Source organism: Tardiphaga sp. OK245 (assembly GCF_900108575.1).
Taxonomy (GTDB): Bacteria; Pseudomonadota; Alphaproteobacteria; order Rhizobiales; family Xanthobacteraceae; genus Tardiphaga; species Tardiphaga robiniae.
This window is the reverse complement of the sequence record NZ_FNWZ01000003.1, coordinates 866,228-880,953: the sequence shown is the minus strand read 5'-3', so window position 1 is coordinate 880,953 and position 14,726 is coordinate 866,228. Positions and strand designations below refer to the sequence as shown.

At 62.3% G+C, this 14,726-nt stretch carries 14 protein-coding genes; 8 read left to right on the top strand and 6 right to left on the bottom strand.

Features of this window, described 5'->3' with window-relative positions; genetic code table 11:
• Window positions 1–55: 55 nt before the first annotated feature.
• Window positions 56–1,189, bottom strand: coding sequence for a glycosyltransferase family 4 protein (locus BLW80_RS16750; RefSeq protein ID WP_093759129.1), 1,134 nt, complete (start codon window positions 1,187–1,189; stop codon window positions 56–58).
• Window positions 1,190–1,423: 234 nt separating this feature from the next.
• On the opposite strand from BLW80_RS16750, the gene BLW80_RS16745 reads away from it, so the two are divergent.
• Window positions 1,424–3,724, top strand: coding sequence for a GumC family protein (locus tag BLW80_RS16745; protein ID WP_093758799.1), 2,301 nt, complete (start codon window positions 1,424–1,426; stop codon window positions 3,722–3,724).
• A gap of 131 nt (window positions 3,725–3,855) precedes the next feature.
• Here BLW80_RS16745 and BLW80_RS16740 read toward each other — a convergent pair whose 3' ends face one another.
• A complete protein-coding gene (locus BLW80_RS16740; protein ID WP_093758798.1) occupies window positions 3,856–5,037 on the bottom strand; it encodes a GNAT family N-acetyltransferase in 1,182 nt (393 codons plus the stop codon).
• Window positions 5,038–5,163: 126 nt separating this feature from the next.
• On the opposite strand from BLW80_RS16740, the gene BLW80_RS16735 reads away from it, so the two are divergent.
• Complete coding sequence (locus tag BLW80_RS16735; RefSeq protein ID WP_349633105.1) at window positions 5,164–6,201, top strand: polysaccharide deacetylase family protein; 1,038 nt, start codon at window positions 5,164–5,166, stop codon at window positions 6,199–6,201.
• A gap of 105 nt (window positions 6,202–6,306) precedes the next feature.
• On the opposite strand, the gene BLW80_RS16730 is transcribed toward BLW80_RS16735, so the two are convergent.
• The gene (locus BLW80_RS16730; protein WP_093758797.1) at window positions 6,307–6,528 is read right to left on the bottom strand and encodes a DUF2842 domain-containing protein; all 222 of its coding nucleotides are present in this window, start codon (window positions 6,526–6,528) and stop codon (window positions 6,307–6,309) included.
• 153 nt (window positions 6,529–6,681) lie between these two features.
• Between BLW80_RS16730 and BLW80_RS16725 the strand changes: the two genes are divergently transcribed.
• Complete coding sequence (locus BLW80_RS16725; RefSeq protein ID WP_093758796.1) at window positions 6,682–7,773, top strand: COX15/CtaA family protein; 1,092 nt, start codon at window positions 6,682–6,684, stop codon at window positions 7,771–7,773.
• 119 nt (window positions 7,774–7,892) lie between these two features.
• Window positions 7,893–8,702: an FTR1 family iron permease gene (locus BLW80_RS16720; protein WP_093758795.1), complete on the top strand. Its 810-nt coding sequence runs from the start codon at window positions 7,893–7,895 to the stop codon at window positions 8,700–8,702.
• A 62-nt stretch (window positions 8,703–8,764) separates the two neighbouring features.
• Here the strand turns inward: BLW80_RS16720 and BLW80_RS16715 are convergent, their stop codons facing one another.
• From BLW80_RS16715 to BLW80_RS16705, 3 genes are all read right to left on the bottom strand, one after another.
• Window positions 8,765–10,045, bottom strand: coding sequence for an O-acetylhomoserine aminocarboxypropyltransferase (locus BLW80_RS16715; RefSeq protein ID WP_093759127.1), 1,281 nt, complete (start codon window positions 10,043–10,045; stop codon window positions 8,765–8,767).
• Between the two features lie 148 nt (window positions 10,046–10,193).
• Window positions 10,194–10,790, bottom strand: a complete 597-nt coding sequence (locus BLW80_RS16710; RefSeq protein ID WP_093758794.1) for a CoA-binding protein — start codon at window positions 10,788–10,790, stop codon at window positions 10,194–10,196.
• A gap of 5 nt (window positions 10,791–10,795) precedes the next feature.
• Complete coding sequence (locus BLW80_RS16705) at window positions 10,796–11,617, bottom strand: enoyl-CoA hydratase (RefSeq protein ID WP_244528272.1); 822 nt, start codon at window positions 11,615–11,617, stop codon at window positions 10,796–10,798.
• Window positions 11,618–11,693: 76 nt separating this feature from the next.
• Here BLW80_RS16705 and BLW80_RS16700 point away from each other — a divergent pair, with 76 nt between their 5' ends.
• The 4 genes from BLW80_RS16700 (at window position 11,694) to BLW80_RS16685 (ending at window position 14,706) form a co-directional block, all read left to right on the top strand.
• On the top strand, window positions 11,694–12,125 hold the full coding sequence (locus BLW80_RS16700; protein WP_093758792.1) for a PaaI family thioesterase: 432 nt from the start codon (window positions 11,694–11,696) through the stop codon (window positions 12,123–12,125).
• A gap of 151 nt (window positions 12,126–12,276) precedes the next feature.
• Window positions 12,277–12,741 (top strand): 50S ribosomal protein L13, encoded by a 465-nt coding sequence (gene rplM / locus BLW80_RS16695; RefSeq protein WP_089264586.1) that lies wholly within the window; start codon window positions 12,277–12,279, stop codon window positions 12,739–12,741.
• The gene (rpsI, locus tag BLW80_RS16690; RefSeq protein ID WP_089264585.1) at window positions 12,741–13,217 is read left to right on the top strand and encodes a 30S ribosomal protein S9; all 477 of its coding nucleotides are present in this window, start codon (window positions 12,741–12,743) and stop codon (window positions 13,215–13,217) included. The genes rplM and rpsI overlap by 1 nt, the downstream gene beginning before the upstream one ends.
• A 244-nt stretch (window positions 13,218–13,461) precedes the next feature.
• Window positions 13,462–14,706 carry a GGDEF domain-containing protein gene (locus tag BLW80_RS16685; RefSeq protein WP_093758791.1) on the top strand — a complete coding sequence of 415 codons (1,245 nt, stop codon included), beginning with the start codon at window positions 13,462–13,464 and terminating at the stop codon, window positions 14,704–14,706.
• Window positions 14,707–14,726 lie beyond the last annotated feature (20 nt).

Here is a 14,726-nt window from a genome sequence, read left to right as displayed (position 1 = left end):
CTTTTCGTGAGAATTACCGGACAAATCGGAAGATTTGGTTACAGGTTAAGGAGAGTTAACGTTTCGCAAATGCGCTGCGATAGCCTTCGATGACGCCCTCGACCATCGCATCCTGCGAGAAATGTTCCGCGATGCGCTCACGGAGCAATTGTGCACGGGCGCGCGCGGCGGCGATGTCATCGAGAGCAGTTTTGATCGCCGCAGCCATGGCGTCGACATTGTTCGACTGGAACAAGGCGGAGGTGTGCGACCCGAAGATTTCCGGAATGCCGCCCACATTGGCGGCGATCATCGGAATGCCCGCGGCGGCGGCCTCGATCACGACATAGGGCATCGAGTCGCCGCGCGATGGAACCACCAGCAGGCGTCCTTTCGAAAACCCGTAACGCGGTTTGACATGGCCGATGAAGCGTACGGCGTCGGTGAGACCGAGGCGCGTTATCTGAGCCTTCAATGCGTTGGTCTCTTCGCCGTCGCCGCCCAGCGTCAGGGTGACGGGCTGGCCGTCGGCACGCAGGCGCGCGACGGCATCGACCAGCAGATCCGCGCCCTTGATGCGGCGGAACTCGCCGACATAGCAGATATCGGTGGCGTCATCGGCGGGCTCGACGGGGTCGAATTCGCCAGATGTTACGCCGTTGAACACGCATTTCACGAGGCCTGACGGTGTGCCGATCATGCGCTGATAGGTGTCGCGGGCGAATGCGCTCTCGAACAGGAACAGTTCGGTGCGGTTCATCAGCGCGCGTTCGAGGCGGCTGTAGAAGGCGCCTTTCGCCGTATTTTGCGGATAATGCAGCGAACCGCCATGCGGCGTGTAGATGCGGATGACGCTGTTCGACTTTGCCTTCAGGCGCACGAAGGCGCCGGCCTTGGCGCCGTGGCCGTGCAACACGTCTGGCTTCAGCCGGCTGACGAGGCGCATGAACTGCATCCAGACCAGCACGTCGCCCGGATGTGGCTCGCGGTGGATCGGCAGGCGATAGGTGCCCAGTTTCAGGCGTGGGGCGATCTCGGCCAGTGCCTCGTGGGCGCGGTCGCCGCCGGTCAGACTGTCGGCGACGATGCCGACTTCATGGCCGCGATCGGCCTGGCCGTTGGCGACATCGATGATGTGGCGAAAGATGCCGCCGACCGGCGCGCGGACAGCGTGCAGGATGCGAAGCGGCTTGTCCGAAGGTGCGCTCATGATCAGAATCGGCATTCGCTGACGAGGAGGGCGTCGCCGGGAGCTGGGACGCACATCGGAAAAATCCCTGAAGCAATTGAATCCAATAAGAGCCTTCGTCGTTAAAAAACCGTGTGGATTCAGGCATCCGCTGCAACGTCCCGGTATCAGCCTGCCAATTAACCGCGCGGCAACCTTAATCGTCTTTAATCGATTCCGTTGAGTAGACGCAGTGGCGTTTGGGTGGGGTAGGCGATGCGTTTGGCATTCTGGCGTGCAGGCAAGGGTGATGCGTCGGTCGAACGGGCCATCAAGGCGCCAACCATGCCAAACCCGGTTTCTCGCAAAAATCCGGAGAAGAAAGCAGAACGCGTGATCGCTGCGCCGGCGCCCGATCTCGGCGACCTCGACCTGCGCGCGCTGTGGCAGGCACTCATCCGCCGCAAGATGTGGATCCTCGTTCCGACGGTGCTGGCACTTGTCGGCTCCCTCGTCATCGTCAACATGATCACGCCGCGCTTCAAGTCGGAAGCACGCATTTTGATCGACGGGCGTGAAAACGTTTTCTTGCGACCCAGCGGCGAGCGCAACGAAGAGCGCACCTCTCTCGATGCGGAAGCCGTGACCAGCCAGGTGCAACTGCTGCTGTCGCGCGATCTCGCCCGCGAGATCATCAAGAAGAACAAGCTTGCGGAGCGTCCGGAATTCGATCCGGTGTTGCAGGGTGCGCAGCCATGGCGGTCGCTGCTCGGCCTGATGGGCATTGGCCGCGATCCGTTCTCGATGACGCCTGAAGAGCGCGTACTCGATGCCTATTACGAGCGGTTGACGGCCTATGCGGTCGACAAGTCGCGCGTCATGGTCGTTGAATTCCAGTCGCGCGATCCCGAGCTTGCCGCCCGCGTCGCCAATTCCATCGCCGACGGTTATCTGGTGATGCAGCAGAATGCGCGGCAGAACCAGGCACGATCGGCCGGACAATGGCTGTCCGGTGAGATCGATGACCTGCGCAAGAAGGTCGTCGAGGCGGAAGCGCGCGCGGAGGAATTCCGCTCCAAGTCCAGCCTGTTCATCGGCACCAACAATACGTCGCTCTCGAACCAGCAGCTCGGCGAGATCAACAGTCAGCTCAATAATGCGCGTTCGCTGAAGTCCGATGCCGAATCGAAGGCGCGGCTCATCAAGGACATGCTGCAGACCGGCAAGCCGATCGAATTTTCGGAAGTGCTGAATTCCGACCTGATCCGTCGGCTGTCCGAGCAGCGCGTGACGCTGCGTGCGCAGCTCGCCGAACAGTCTTCGACGCTGCTCGACGCGCATCCGCGCATCAAGGAGCTGCGGGCCCAGCTCGGCGATCTCGACAAGCAATTGCGCGACGAAGCCGCGAAACTGTCGCGCATCTTCGAGAACGATGCGCGCATTGCCAGCGGCCGCGTCGATGGCCTCACCAACAATCTCGAACAGCTGAAGCGTCAGGCAACGTCCAGCAACGGCCAGGATGTGCAGTTACGGGCGCTGGAGCGCGAGGCGAGGGCGCAGCGCGATCTGCTCGAGTCCTATCTGGCGAAATACCGCGAGGCGTCCACGCGTGAGAATATCGAGGCGGCGCCGACCGATGGTCGCATCATCTCCCGCGCTATCGTGTCCAACACGCCGGCCTATCCGAAGAAACTCCCGATCGTGCTGATCGCGACGCTCGCCACGCTGATGCTGACCGCCGGTGGCATCGTCACCAGCGAGCTGCTGCGCATGACCGCGCCGCGCGCTGCTGCACCAACCGCGCCTGTTGCGCAGGCCCGCGTCACCGAGCCGGCTTTTAAGCCGTTCGTGGATCAGGTGCCTGCCGTACGTGAGTCGGAAACTGTCGTTGCGCCGGGCATCGTGCCTGAGCCGGCTCCCGTTGCCGTGCCGCAGCCCGTGGTGCGCGATACCCATCCCGAACTGGCCGCTGGCGTCAGCGAAATCGAACAGCTTGCCCAGGAATTCCGTGCGGCTGGCAAATCGGCGCGCAAGATCACGATCCTCGGCACCGGCCACAATGATAACATCGCGCTCACCGCGCTGACCCTGTCGCGCATCCTGTCGCGCGATGCGAAAGTGGTACTGGTGGATCTGGCCTCGTCGTCGCCGACGCTGGAAGCCGTGTCGAACGATCCGCGCGCGCCCGGACTGGCGGAACTGATGCTGGGCGAGGCGTCGTTCGGCCAGGTCATCACCAAGGACCGGATGTCGGGCCTGCATATGGTCGCAGCCGGCCGCGCCGGCGCCGATCGCTCGCTGTTGCAGTCGCCGCGCCTGACCATGGCGCTCGATGCGCTGCTGCGCGTCTACGATCACGTGCTGCTGGACGCCGGCACCGCGGCCGATCTCCCGGCGGGACTTCTGACCGATCAGGCCCGTGCCGTGGTGGTGCCGGAAGTGACCATGAGCATGGATGCGCGCGAGCTGATGGCCGAACAGCTCAAGGCCGTTGGCTTCGCCGATGTGAAGATGTTGCGCTCAACGCCGCCGGCTAACGACCCGGTCGGGCCGGGCGGCCGCGTGTTTGCGGCGTAGTCGACGAACCCTCGTCATGGCCGGGCTTGACCCGGCCATCCACGCCTTCGCCTCAACGCAACGACTAAGACGTGGATGCCCGGGTCAAGCCCGGGCATGACGTCGTTTCAATTGCCAATTGAAGGTATTCGTTACCGCTGAAACGCGTGGCGCAGCATTTGCGCCATCTGCAGCAGGGCAGGTGTCTGCTTCACTATCCGCTTGGCATGGGCGAAGGATGACAGGCCCATGGCGCCGAGCCTGCCGCGCGTGGTGAGCGGCACGAAACTGTCGAAGATCGGCTCGTCATCCTTGCAGAACATCCGCTTGTAATCGTCGCCGCCGATGCCGAGATCCAGCGAGGTCACGCCGCGCTCGGCATAGGCATCGATGATGGTGCGCATCAGGATCAGGCCGGGGCTGTATTTGGCATTCTCCGACATGGTGTAGGTGTTGAACATCATCGAGAAGCGGTTGTCGTCGGCGACACCGGCGAACATCGCGATCACTTCCTCGTCGCATGCGAGCGCGTGGATATCGATGGTGTAGCCATCCGCCCGCGGCGTCGCGCAGGCCTGGCGGATGAAGGCTTCGACGCCGGGCTCGGCGAAGACGTTGGGCAGGTTCTGTTCGGCCATGCGCAGCGGCTTGATGGCGAAGAAGGCATCGAGCACGCGTGTGACCTCGGCCTCCGTCTTCGCGTGCATGTAGCGATAGCCGGCAAGATTTCGGTACTTGCCTTCCTTGGTCTTCAGGCGCTTGCGGAACGAATTGCTGATCCGATCGGTCGCCGCTTCGCCGGGCACCATCTTCAGCACCGGGCAGTCATTGGTCGAGGCCTGGCTCGGCAAAAGCGCGAGCGGATTGTCAATGCCGATCCAGCTTTTGGGCTGACGGACCAGCGCGAGGACGTCGACCGTCTCGGTGTGCTTTTGAATTCCGCGCAGTAAGGCGTCGATATCTGCCTTTGTCGCCTGCGCCGCGAAGTCGCGGCGGAACAGCGGCATGTTGAAGGTGACGTGCTTGCCGCCGAGATAGCCGGCGACGCGCATGCCGTTTTCGCGGCTCACGGCGAGCGGCAACAACATCAGCGGCTGATGCGCGGCGTCATAGGCGACGACGATGAAGGGCTTCAGGCCTTCGTGGACGCCGATATGGGTCTGCCAGGCCGACTGGAAGTCGAAGCGCTGATAGGGCGTGGAGAGCTGTTCGGACGTCTCAAGGCTGCGCCAGATGGCTTCGGCAGCGCTGAAATCGCTGATTACATCGACGTGTGCGATGCGGCTCGCAGTTGCCATCGCCACAGGTGTTTCCATCACAGCAGCCATGGTCATCGCGAGCCTGTTTCAGATTTTGTTTAGATTTTCAGGTTTGGGGCGACCTTTGCAAAGAAATGTCAACAAACAGTAATGACAATAGCCGACTGGCGAGAGGCATGACGCCGCTTGGGGGAATCTGCGGTGTCATACAAGACCGGTTGGCTGTTGGCGCTGGGTTTCGAGCTGACCTATCTCAGCGGCATGCACCGTCTGCTGGAACGCAGCCGGGGCGGTGCCGGTATCATCCTCAAATTCGAACGCGTGCGACCGCCGCGGCAGGATGCATTCCAGCCGCTGAAAGCCCACGAGATCACACCGTGGTTTCTCGACCGCACGATCCGCGCGCTGAAGCGCTGGCCCGTCGATATCGTCGGCATGGACGAGGTGTGTCGCCGCGCCAGCTCACCCCATACAGGACGGCGCTTCGTGGCGTTGACCTTCGATGGCGGCACCCGCGACTTCGTCGATTTCGCCTATCCGCTGCTTCAGGCGCATGAGGTGCCGTTCACACTCTATCTGCCGAGTGCATTTGCCGACGGGCTTGGCGCCATGTGGTGGCTGGCGCTGGAGCAGGCGATCGCAACGCATGATCGCATCAGCCTGATCATCGATCACCGGCAGCGGCATTTCGAAACCGCCTCGGTCGCTGACAAATATCGCGCCTACTATTATCTCGATAGCTGGCTGCGGACGTTGCCGCCGCACGAACTGGCCGTCGCGGCGGACGATCTCTGCAAACGCTATTCGGTCGATAGTGCGACCCTGTCACATCATGCTGCGACGCATTGGGACGATGTGGCCACGTTTGCGGGGAATCCGCGGGCGACCATCGGCAGCAGCACGGTCAACTATCCGGCGCTCGCCAATCTCGGCGACAGCGCGGCGTCGCGCGAGATCGCCATGGGGCGGGCCGTGGCGCAAGCTGCGCTGCCCTATGAGCCACGACATTTCGCCTATCCGTTCGGCGATAAAGCCTCGTTCGACAAGCGGCACGTCGCGATGGTGGCGCAGGCCGGCTTTGCCAGTGCCGTGACATCGCTCCCCGGCGTCATCGAGGTTAATGGTGGATCGGATCTGCATGCGCTGCCGCGGCTCGCCTGGGACGGCCGCCGACAATCGTTGCGTGTCTTGCGCGTAATGCTGTCGGGCGTGATGCTCGGCGCCGGGGCGGGGCGCTAGCAAGCGTAGGATGGGTAGAGCGTCTTCGCGAAACCCATCGCTTCACGCTGGCATGATGGGTTTCGCTCCAGCGCTGCGCGCCGGCGCTCTACCCATCCTACGATTTCAGCCGACGTCCTGTTCCGGATCGGCCTTGCCCATCCAGCTGATGATCGGCATCGCCGGCAGCACCCAGCCGAGACCGGCGATGACATAGAAGGCTGCCTGCAGCCAGCCGTTATTGGCCAGCCAGGGGGTCTGCGCGATGGTCATGCCGAGCAGCGACCACACCACCACGAGGATCAGCAGAAAGATGGTTCCGAAGAATTTGCGGGTGCGGATGGTCATGACGGAAATGTGCGGTCCAAAGTCGGTCTGAGATCGGGGTAGGCAAAGTGCCCAACTTTGCAGGCCTTCGCGGGCGGACTATAAGGGGCTCGAAATTTCATTCAAGGCGCTGATTTTGGCGCTGATTTTGCGGCTGTTCCCGAGATCCCTGCAATGACCGCTCCGTCCCAAACTCGCCCGAAGGAATTACGCCCGGTGCGCTGGTGGCTGATTGCCGTCGCCGCGATGATCGTGGCGATGGTGCTGGTCGGCGGCGCGACGCGGCTCACCGAGTCCGGCCTGTCGATTGTCGAATGGAAGCCGGTGACCGGCGCCATTCCGCCGCTCGATGAATCGCACTGGATCGCGGCCTTCGAGGCCTACAAGCAGATCCCGCAATATCGCGAGCTCAATTCCGGCATGACGCTCCACGAGTTCAAGACCATCTTCTGGTGGGAATGGAGCCATCGTCTGCTCGGCCGCGTCATCGGCATGGTGTTCCTGTTGCCGTTCCTGTTCTTCCTGTGGCGCGGTGTGCTGACCTCGGAACTGAAGAAACGGCTGTGGGGCATCTTTGCGCTCGGCGGCCTGCAAGGTTTCGTCGGCTGGTGGATGGTGGCGTCGGGCCTGACCCATCGTGTCGAGGTCTCGCAATATCGTCTGGCTGTGCATCTGATGCTGGCGCTGATCATCTTCGCCGCCATCGTCTGGACGCTGCGGCGGCTCGGCGACCGTGCGCCGGTACTGGCGGCAAGTCGCTTGCGCGTGACGAGCTGGGTGTTGTTGGGGCTGACGTTCCTGCAGATCTATTTCGGCGCGCTGGTCGCAGGCCTTCGTGCCGGCCGCGTGTTCAATACCTGGCCGGAGATCGACGGCGCGCTGATCCCCTCGGTATCGCGGCTGTTCTTCGAGGACCCGTGGTGGCGCAACATGTTCGACAACACGCTGACGGTTCAGTTCCAGCATCGCATGACCGCCTATGTGTTGTTCGCACTCGCAATCTGGCATGTGGTCGATGCGATCCGCGCGCGGGCAGGGAACGCCGTCGTCAATGGCGCGCTGTGGCTGGCAGCATCGATCGCGGTGCAGGCAGCACTCGGCATTCTCACGCTGCTGCATCAGGTGCCGATCGATCTGGCGCTGACGCATCAGGCGGTCGCGATCGTGGTTCTGACGCTGGCGATCCTGCAGGTGGAGCGGATGAAGCCGCGCGGGGCGGCATTGACGGAGCGTCAGCTCGACCTCGCGGTCGGCAAGGCCGCCTAGCTGTTGCGCGTTACCGACTAGAACGATTGTAACGGAGTTGACGCAGTCGTGTGGCTGTGCGGCTTTCGCTCATACGCAGTGCGCAATAGATACGGCACACCACCACACGGGATTGGGTCATGTCCTCCGCATTCATTCAGGCTGCCGTCATTCTGCTGCGCGAGGGCCTTGAGGCCATGCTCGTGATCGCGGCACTGGCCGGCTATCTCAGGAAATCCGGCGGCAGCCATCGCGTGACCGCGCTCTATCTGGGCGCGCTGGCGGCGATCCTCGCCAGCCTGGTCGCAGCCTGGGCTTTTGCGGTGTTCAATTCCGGCGATCACAGCGATGTCTTTGAAGCCATCGTCATCCTGTTTGCGGCAGGCCTGATGCTCTATGTCAGCGGCTGGCTGATGGTGAAGCAGGATCCGCGCGGCTGGCAGGATTATCTGGCGGCGAAGGCGGATCAGGCGCTCGCGCAGGATACCGGTCTCGCCGTCGCGATGCTGGCGTTTCTGGCGGTGTTTCGTGAGGGCGCCGAGACGGTGCTGTTCATCAACACGCTCGCGACCACCGAAGGTGGCTGGAGCGTCGGACTGTTCGGGGGTCTGGCGGCGGCGACCGCCGGTCTCGTCGTGCTGTTTTATTTCATCAACATGATTGCCCAGCGCATCCCGCTGCGGCCGCTGTTCATCATCACCTCGGCCTTCCTGTTCGTGATGGGCATCAAGTTCATCGGCGAAGCCATCCAGGAATTCCAGGAACAGGCGATGATCCCGGTGACTGACGCGCCAGGCTCGGCGTTCCTCACAGCAATCGGTTTCAATCCGACACTGGAAGCGCTGTCGATCCAGTTGCTGGTGATGTTGCTCGCGCTGGCGACCTATTCGGTGTTCCAGCGCAATGCACGCTTGATCCGCGAAGCGAAAGCGATGCGTGGTCAGGCCTAGCGCTTCTTAACCTCGCCCCGCCTAGCAAAGCTTTACTTCGCCTGGCGGGGCGAGGGAAGAACTTATGCGTTCAGCGCCTGTTCGAGGTCCGCGATCAGATCTTCCTTGTCCTCGATGCCGACAGACAGCCTGACAACGTCGGGTCCGGCGCCGGAGCGCGTCTTGGCTTCGTCGTCGAGCTGGCTGTGCGTGGTCGAAGCCGGGTGGATCACCAGCGAGCGGGTGTCGCCGACATTGGCAAGATGCGAGAACAGTTTCAGGTTCGATACCAGGCTGACGCCGGCGTCATAGCCGCCCTTCAGGCTGAAAGTGAACACGGCGCCCGCGCCCTTCGGCGCATATTTGCGGGCGAGGGTGTGATAGCGGTTATCCGACAATCCCGAATAATTCACCGCCGCCACTTTCGGATGTGCCGACAGCCATTCGGCGACCGCCTTGGCGTTGTCGCTGTGGCGCTGCATGCGCAGCGGCAGCGTTTCGATGCCGGTCTGGATCAGGAACGCGTTGAATGGCGACAGCGCCGGGCCGAGATCGCGCAGGCCGAGCACGCGGCAAGCGATGGCGAAAGCGAAGTTGCCGAACGTCTCCTGCAGCTTGATGCCATGATATTCCGGACGCGGTTCTGACAGCACCGGATATTTGTTGCCTTTCGACCAGTCGAAGGTGCCCGCATCCACGATGATGCCGCCGAGCGAATTGCCGTGGCCGCCGAGAAACTTGGTCAGCGAATGCACGACGATGTCGGCGCCGTGGTCGATCGGCTTGATCAAATAGGGCGTCGCCAGTGTGTTGTCGACGATCAACGGAACGCCGGCCTTGCGCGCCACGGCCGCGACCGCCTCGATATCGGTGATCGAGCCGGCAGGATTGGCGATGGACTCGATGAAGATCGCCTTGGTCTTGTCGGTCAGCGCGCGCTCGAACGAGGGGACGTCATCGGGATCGGCCCACACCACGTTCCAGCCGAAGCTCTTGAAGGCGTGGCTGAACTGGTTGATCGAACCGCCATAGAGTTTGCGCGAGGCGATGAATTCGTCGCCGGGCTGCAGCAGCTGCTGAAACACCACGAGCTGCGCGGCATGGCCGGACGCGACGGCGAGGGCGGCCGTGCCGCCTTCCAGCGCTGCGACGCGTTCCTCGAGGACAGCGGTGGTCGGGTTGGTGATGCGCGTATAGATGTTGCCGAAGGACTGCAGGCCGAACAACGAGGCGGCGTGATCCGCGTCGTTGAAGACGAACGAAGTGGTCTGATAGATCGGCGTTGCGCGCGCGCCGGTGGTCGGGTCGGGCTGCGCGCCGGCATGGACGGCGAGGGTGCCGAAGCCTGGAATACGATCGTTCATCATCACTCCCTGTCGAATAGCGGTTTGTTGGCGCCAACCTGATCGGGCGCAGCGCTGCCGTCAAGGCGAGGCGGCATTTTGCCCTGACTTCGCAACAGTCGTGCTGCGCTGTGTCATTTCAAAGGAAATAAAATCGCGAAACGCACCGTCAGGCGGTGTCGTTCTTGTCCTTGTTATTTTGCTGCGCAACGCGATCGGCCGCAGCGGTGCTGCCACCGCCAAGGCTGCTGCGATTCAGCGACAGCCGCATGCCCTGGGTCGGGATCGGCGCGCGCTTGGAGCTGAGCGTGCGCGAATTGACACCCATCCACTGGATCTCCGACGACAGCCGGCCATATTCGATCTTGGGGCAGCGGTTCATCACCACTTTGATGCCCGCGGCTTCAAGCTTGACGGCGGCCTCATCATGGCGCACGCCGAGCTGCATCCAGACCACCTTGGGCAGCGGATTAAGCGTCAGCGCGAGTTCGACGATCGGCATGACATGCTCGGCGCTGCGGAAGATGTCGATCATGTCGATCGGGCGACCGATCTCCTGCAGCGAGGCGACGAACGGCTTGCCCAGCAGGCTCTTGCCGACCTGGCCCGGATTGATCGGGATCATGTCGTAGCCGCGTTCGGCGAGATACTTGAACACGAAATAGCTCGGCCGCACGTTTTGCGGGGAGGCGCCAACCATCGCGACGGTTTTGACGGTGTTGAGGATCTCGCGGATATAGGCGTCGTTATAGCTGTCGTGGTTCATTTCAATTACCGGTCTTCCCACTTCGGCTCGCGCTTTGCGATGAACGCGCCGATGCCTTCCTCGGCATCGCGGGCCATCATATTCTCGGTCATCACTTCAGCGGCGAAGCGATAGGCATCCGCGAGGCTCATCTCAGCCTGGCGATAGAACGCTTCCTTGCCGATCTTCACCGTATGCGCCGACTTGCGCGCCACTTGTTCTGCCAGTGCGATCGCTGCATCGCGTTCGGTGCCGGCAGGTACCACGCGGTTGATCAGGCCGATCTCGCGGGCGCGGGTGGCGGAGATGGGCTCGCCGGTGAGCAGCATTTCCATCGCCTGCTTGCGCGGTACGTTGCGCGACAGCGCCACCATGGGCGTCGAACAGAACAGGCCGATATCGACGCCGGGCGTCGCGAATTTTGCGTGTTCGGAGGCGATAGCAAGATCGCAGCTCGCCACGAGTTGGCAGCCTGCAGCAGTAGCGACGCCTTGCACGGCTGCGATCACCGGCTTCGGCAGCCGCACGATGGCCTGCATCATGGCGCTGCAGATCGTCATCATATGCGCGAAATAGGCGCGGCCGCGATCGGCATCAGTGCGGCGCGCGGTGAGTTCTTTCAGGTCATGTCCGGCGGAGAAAACCGGGCCGTTGGCGGCGATCACCACGGCGCGCACGGTCTTGTCGCCGGCCAGGTCATCGAGGGCGGCGTGCAATTCGCCGATCAGTCCTTCGGAGAGACTGTTGCGGGCGCCCGGACGATTCAGCGTCAACACGCCGATGCTGCCGACCGTTTCACGCAGAAGAATGGATGGCCGCGCTGTTTCCGCGCGTGCTGGTTGAACCATGACTTGAGATTCCATCGCTGGGCAGGACCGTCACCATATTGTAACAGGACGGCACAAGCGAGAGCAGGGTGGAGACATGACGACTGCGAAAATGAGCGTGGCTGAACTCGAGGCGTTTCTGAAGCGCGAGTTCCCGCAGGCCTTTGGCGCCGGCGATATCGCGATTGAAAGCGCTGACGGTACCACTTGCCTGCTGCGCCAGACCTATGGCGAACGCATGCTGCGGCCGGGCGGCACCGTATCGGGTCCGACACTGATGGCCCTGGCCGATTTTGCCATGTACGTCGTGCTGTTGTCGGCGATCGGCCCTGTGGGCCTCGCAGTGACCACCAGCCTGAACATCAATTTCCTGCGCAAGGGCCTGCCGGGGCAGGATGTGCTGGCTGCCGCCAAGCTGCTGAAGCTCGGAAAACGCCTCGCCGTGGGCGAAGTGACCCTGTTATCAGGCACTTCGGCAGATCCGATCGCCCATGTGACGTCGACCTATTCCATTCCGAACGTTGGGTAATTTATAAGGTATTATAGAACCATAATTATAACGTAATGATTTAACTGGCGAATTCTGCCATATTTGGCATTGACGGAATCCGGTTGTCTATCTAGAAACGCGCTCAGTTCGGCGGATCACCGCCGATATCCCCTTTTCATGGATATTCACAATGAAGACGTTTTCGGCAAAGCCCGCCGAGATCACGAAGAAGTGGATCGTCATCGACGCCACTGGTCTCGTGGTGGGCCGGCTGGCCACGCTGGTCGCAATGCGGCTGCGCGGCAAGCATCTCCCGACCTACACCCCGCATGTTGATTGCGGCGACCATGTCATCATCGTCAACGCGGACAAGGTGGTTTTCACCGGCCGCAAGCGTGACGACAAGGTCTACTATCACCACACCGGCTTCATCGGCGGCATCAAGGAACGTACTGCGAAGTCGATCCTCGAAGGTCGTTTCCCGGAGCGCGTTGTCGAGAAGGCTGTTGAGCGCATGATCCCGCGCGGCCCGCTCGGTCGCGTCCAGTTCGGCAATCTGCGTGTTTATGCCGGTGCAGAGCACCCGCACGAGGCCCAGCAGCCGGAAGCATTCGATGTCGGCGCTTTGAACCGCAAGAACAAGAGGGCCGCATAATGTCGGATACCATGCAGTCTCTCGATCAGCTGGCGTCGCTGAAGGTGTCCGCTCCGGATGCCCCGAAGTACGTCAAGAAGGTCGACAAGCAGGGCCGCGCCTATGCGACCGGCAAGCGTAAGGACGCTGTCGCTCGTGTCTGGATCAAGCCGGGCGCCGGCAAGGTTGTCGTCAACACCCGTGAAGTCGAAGTGTACTTCGCTCGTCCGGTGCTGCGCATGCTCATCCAGCAGCCGCTGGTCGCTGCAGCCCGCGCTGGCCAGTACGACGTGATCTGCACTGTTGCCGGTGGCGGTCTGTCGGGCCAGGCCGGTGCCGTCCGTCACGGCATCTCCAAGGCTCTGACCTGCTTCGAGCCGGATCTGCGCGGCGTCCTCAAGAAGGGCGGCTTCCTGACCCGCGACTCGCGTGTCGTCGAGCGCAAGAAGTACGGCAAGGCGAAAGCCCGCAAGTCCTTCCAGTTCTCGAAGCGCTAATTTCTGCTTCGATAAAATTTGCTGCAAATGCGGTGAATACAATTTTGAAAAGGGCGCCTTCGGGCGCCCTTTTTGCGTTCCGGGACATTCCGGATACCGACAGATTGATGCAGTTTTTCGTGAAAACTTGTGCAGGCGCGCAAACGGATTTCCAATCGGTACACTCGTATGTTCGATGATGGCGAAGAGGCCAGTCCGAATCATGATGGTTTGGAAATCTCGCAACAATTGCCGGTGCTCAAATATGTCGCTCGATTCTTCCACGCTCTATTTGGTGGCAACCCTGGTTGCGGCGATGTTGGGCGGGATGCTGCTGTTCTTCGGACGACAGGAAAAGATCGCGGCCCTCAATTGGTGGGGGCTGGCTTACCTGCTCGGCGCCGTATCGGTCGCATTGTGGACACTTGCCGCGTCGCTCCTAGGTGACGTGCTGTCGCTGGCATTCAATGCCGTGGGCTTCGTGGCCTGCGGCATGGTGTGGAACGCTGCGCGCGTGTTCCATGGCCGTAGCCCGAGCTGGGCCGGCCTGTTTCTCGGCGCCATCGCCTGGATCGCTGTCATCTTCACCCTGCCGGCTGAGGCTGCGTCACTGCGCATGACCATCGGCGCCGGCATCGTCGCGCTTTATGCGATGCTGACGGCGCATGAATTGTGGAACGAGCGCCGCAAGGCGGTGCAGCGGCGCTGGCCAACCATCCTGGTGCCGATGCTGCATGGTTTCGTCCTGATGCTGCCGATCCTGCTCGGCGATCTGCTGCATGGCGATCACAGCAATTTCGGCAACAGCATCTGGGTCACGGCCTTTGCCGTCGAACTCGTGCTCTATGCGGTCGGCACGGTGTTCCTGATCTTCATGCTGGTGTCCGAGCGTGCGGTCACGGCGCACAAGGTCGCCGCGTCCTGCGATCCGCTCACCGGCCTGTTCAACCGCCGCGGCTTCTCCGAGGCTACGGCGCGGATGATCGAGCGCGAGGCGAAGGCCGGCCGCCCGGTCACAGTCATGATCTTCGACATCGATCACTTCAAGTCGATCAATGATCGCTTCGGCCATCCTGCCGGCGACGAGGTGCTGAAACTGTTCGCCACGGTCATCACGCATACGCTGCGGATCACCGATCTGTCGGGCCGCATCGGCGGCGAGGAGTTTGCGGCGATGTTGCCCTGCAGCCTGGACGAGGCGATGCAGGCGGCCGAGCGCGTGCGCGAGGCATTTGCGACCTGCGGCATCCAGGTCGACGAGGCGCCGGTCGCAACCACCGTGAGTATCGGCGTGGCCGGCGGACCGGCCGGCACTGAACTCGACGTCCTGCTGGCTGCCGCGGACACTGCGCTCTACCAGGCCAAGCGCAGCGGACGTAACCGCGTGCAGGCCGCGGAAGAAGAACCGCTGTCACTGGAGCAGGGGCGCCGCGCTGCGGCGATCGGGCAAGCGGCGAAGCCGAGCGTCGTGCGGGCTGCGGTCACGATGACGGCAAGCGGCGCGCGATAAAGGATCCGTTTACCATTCGA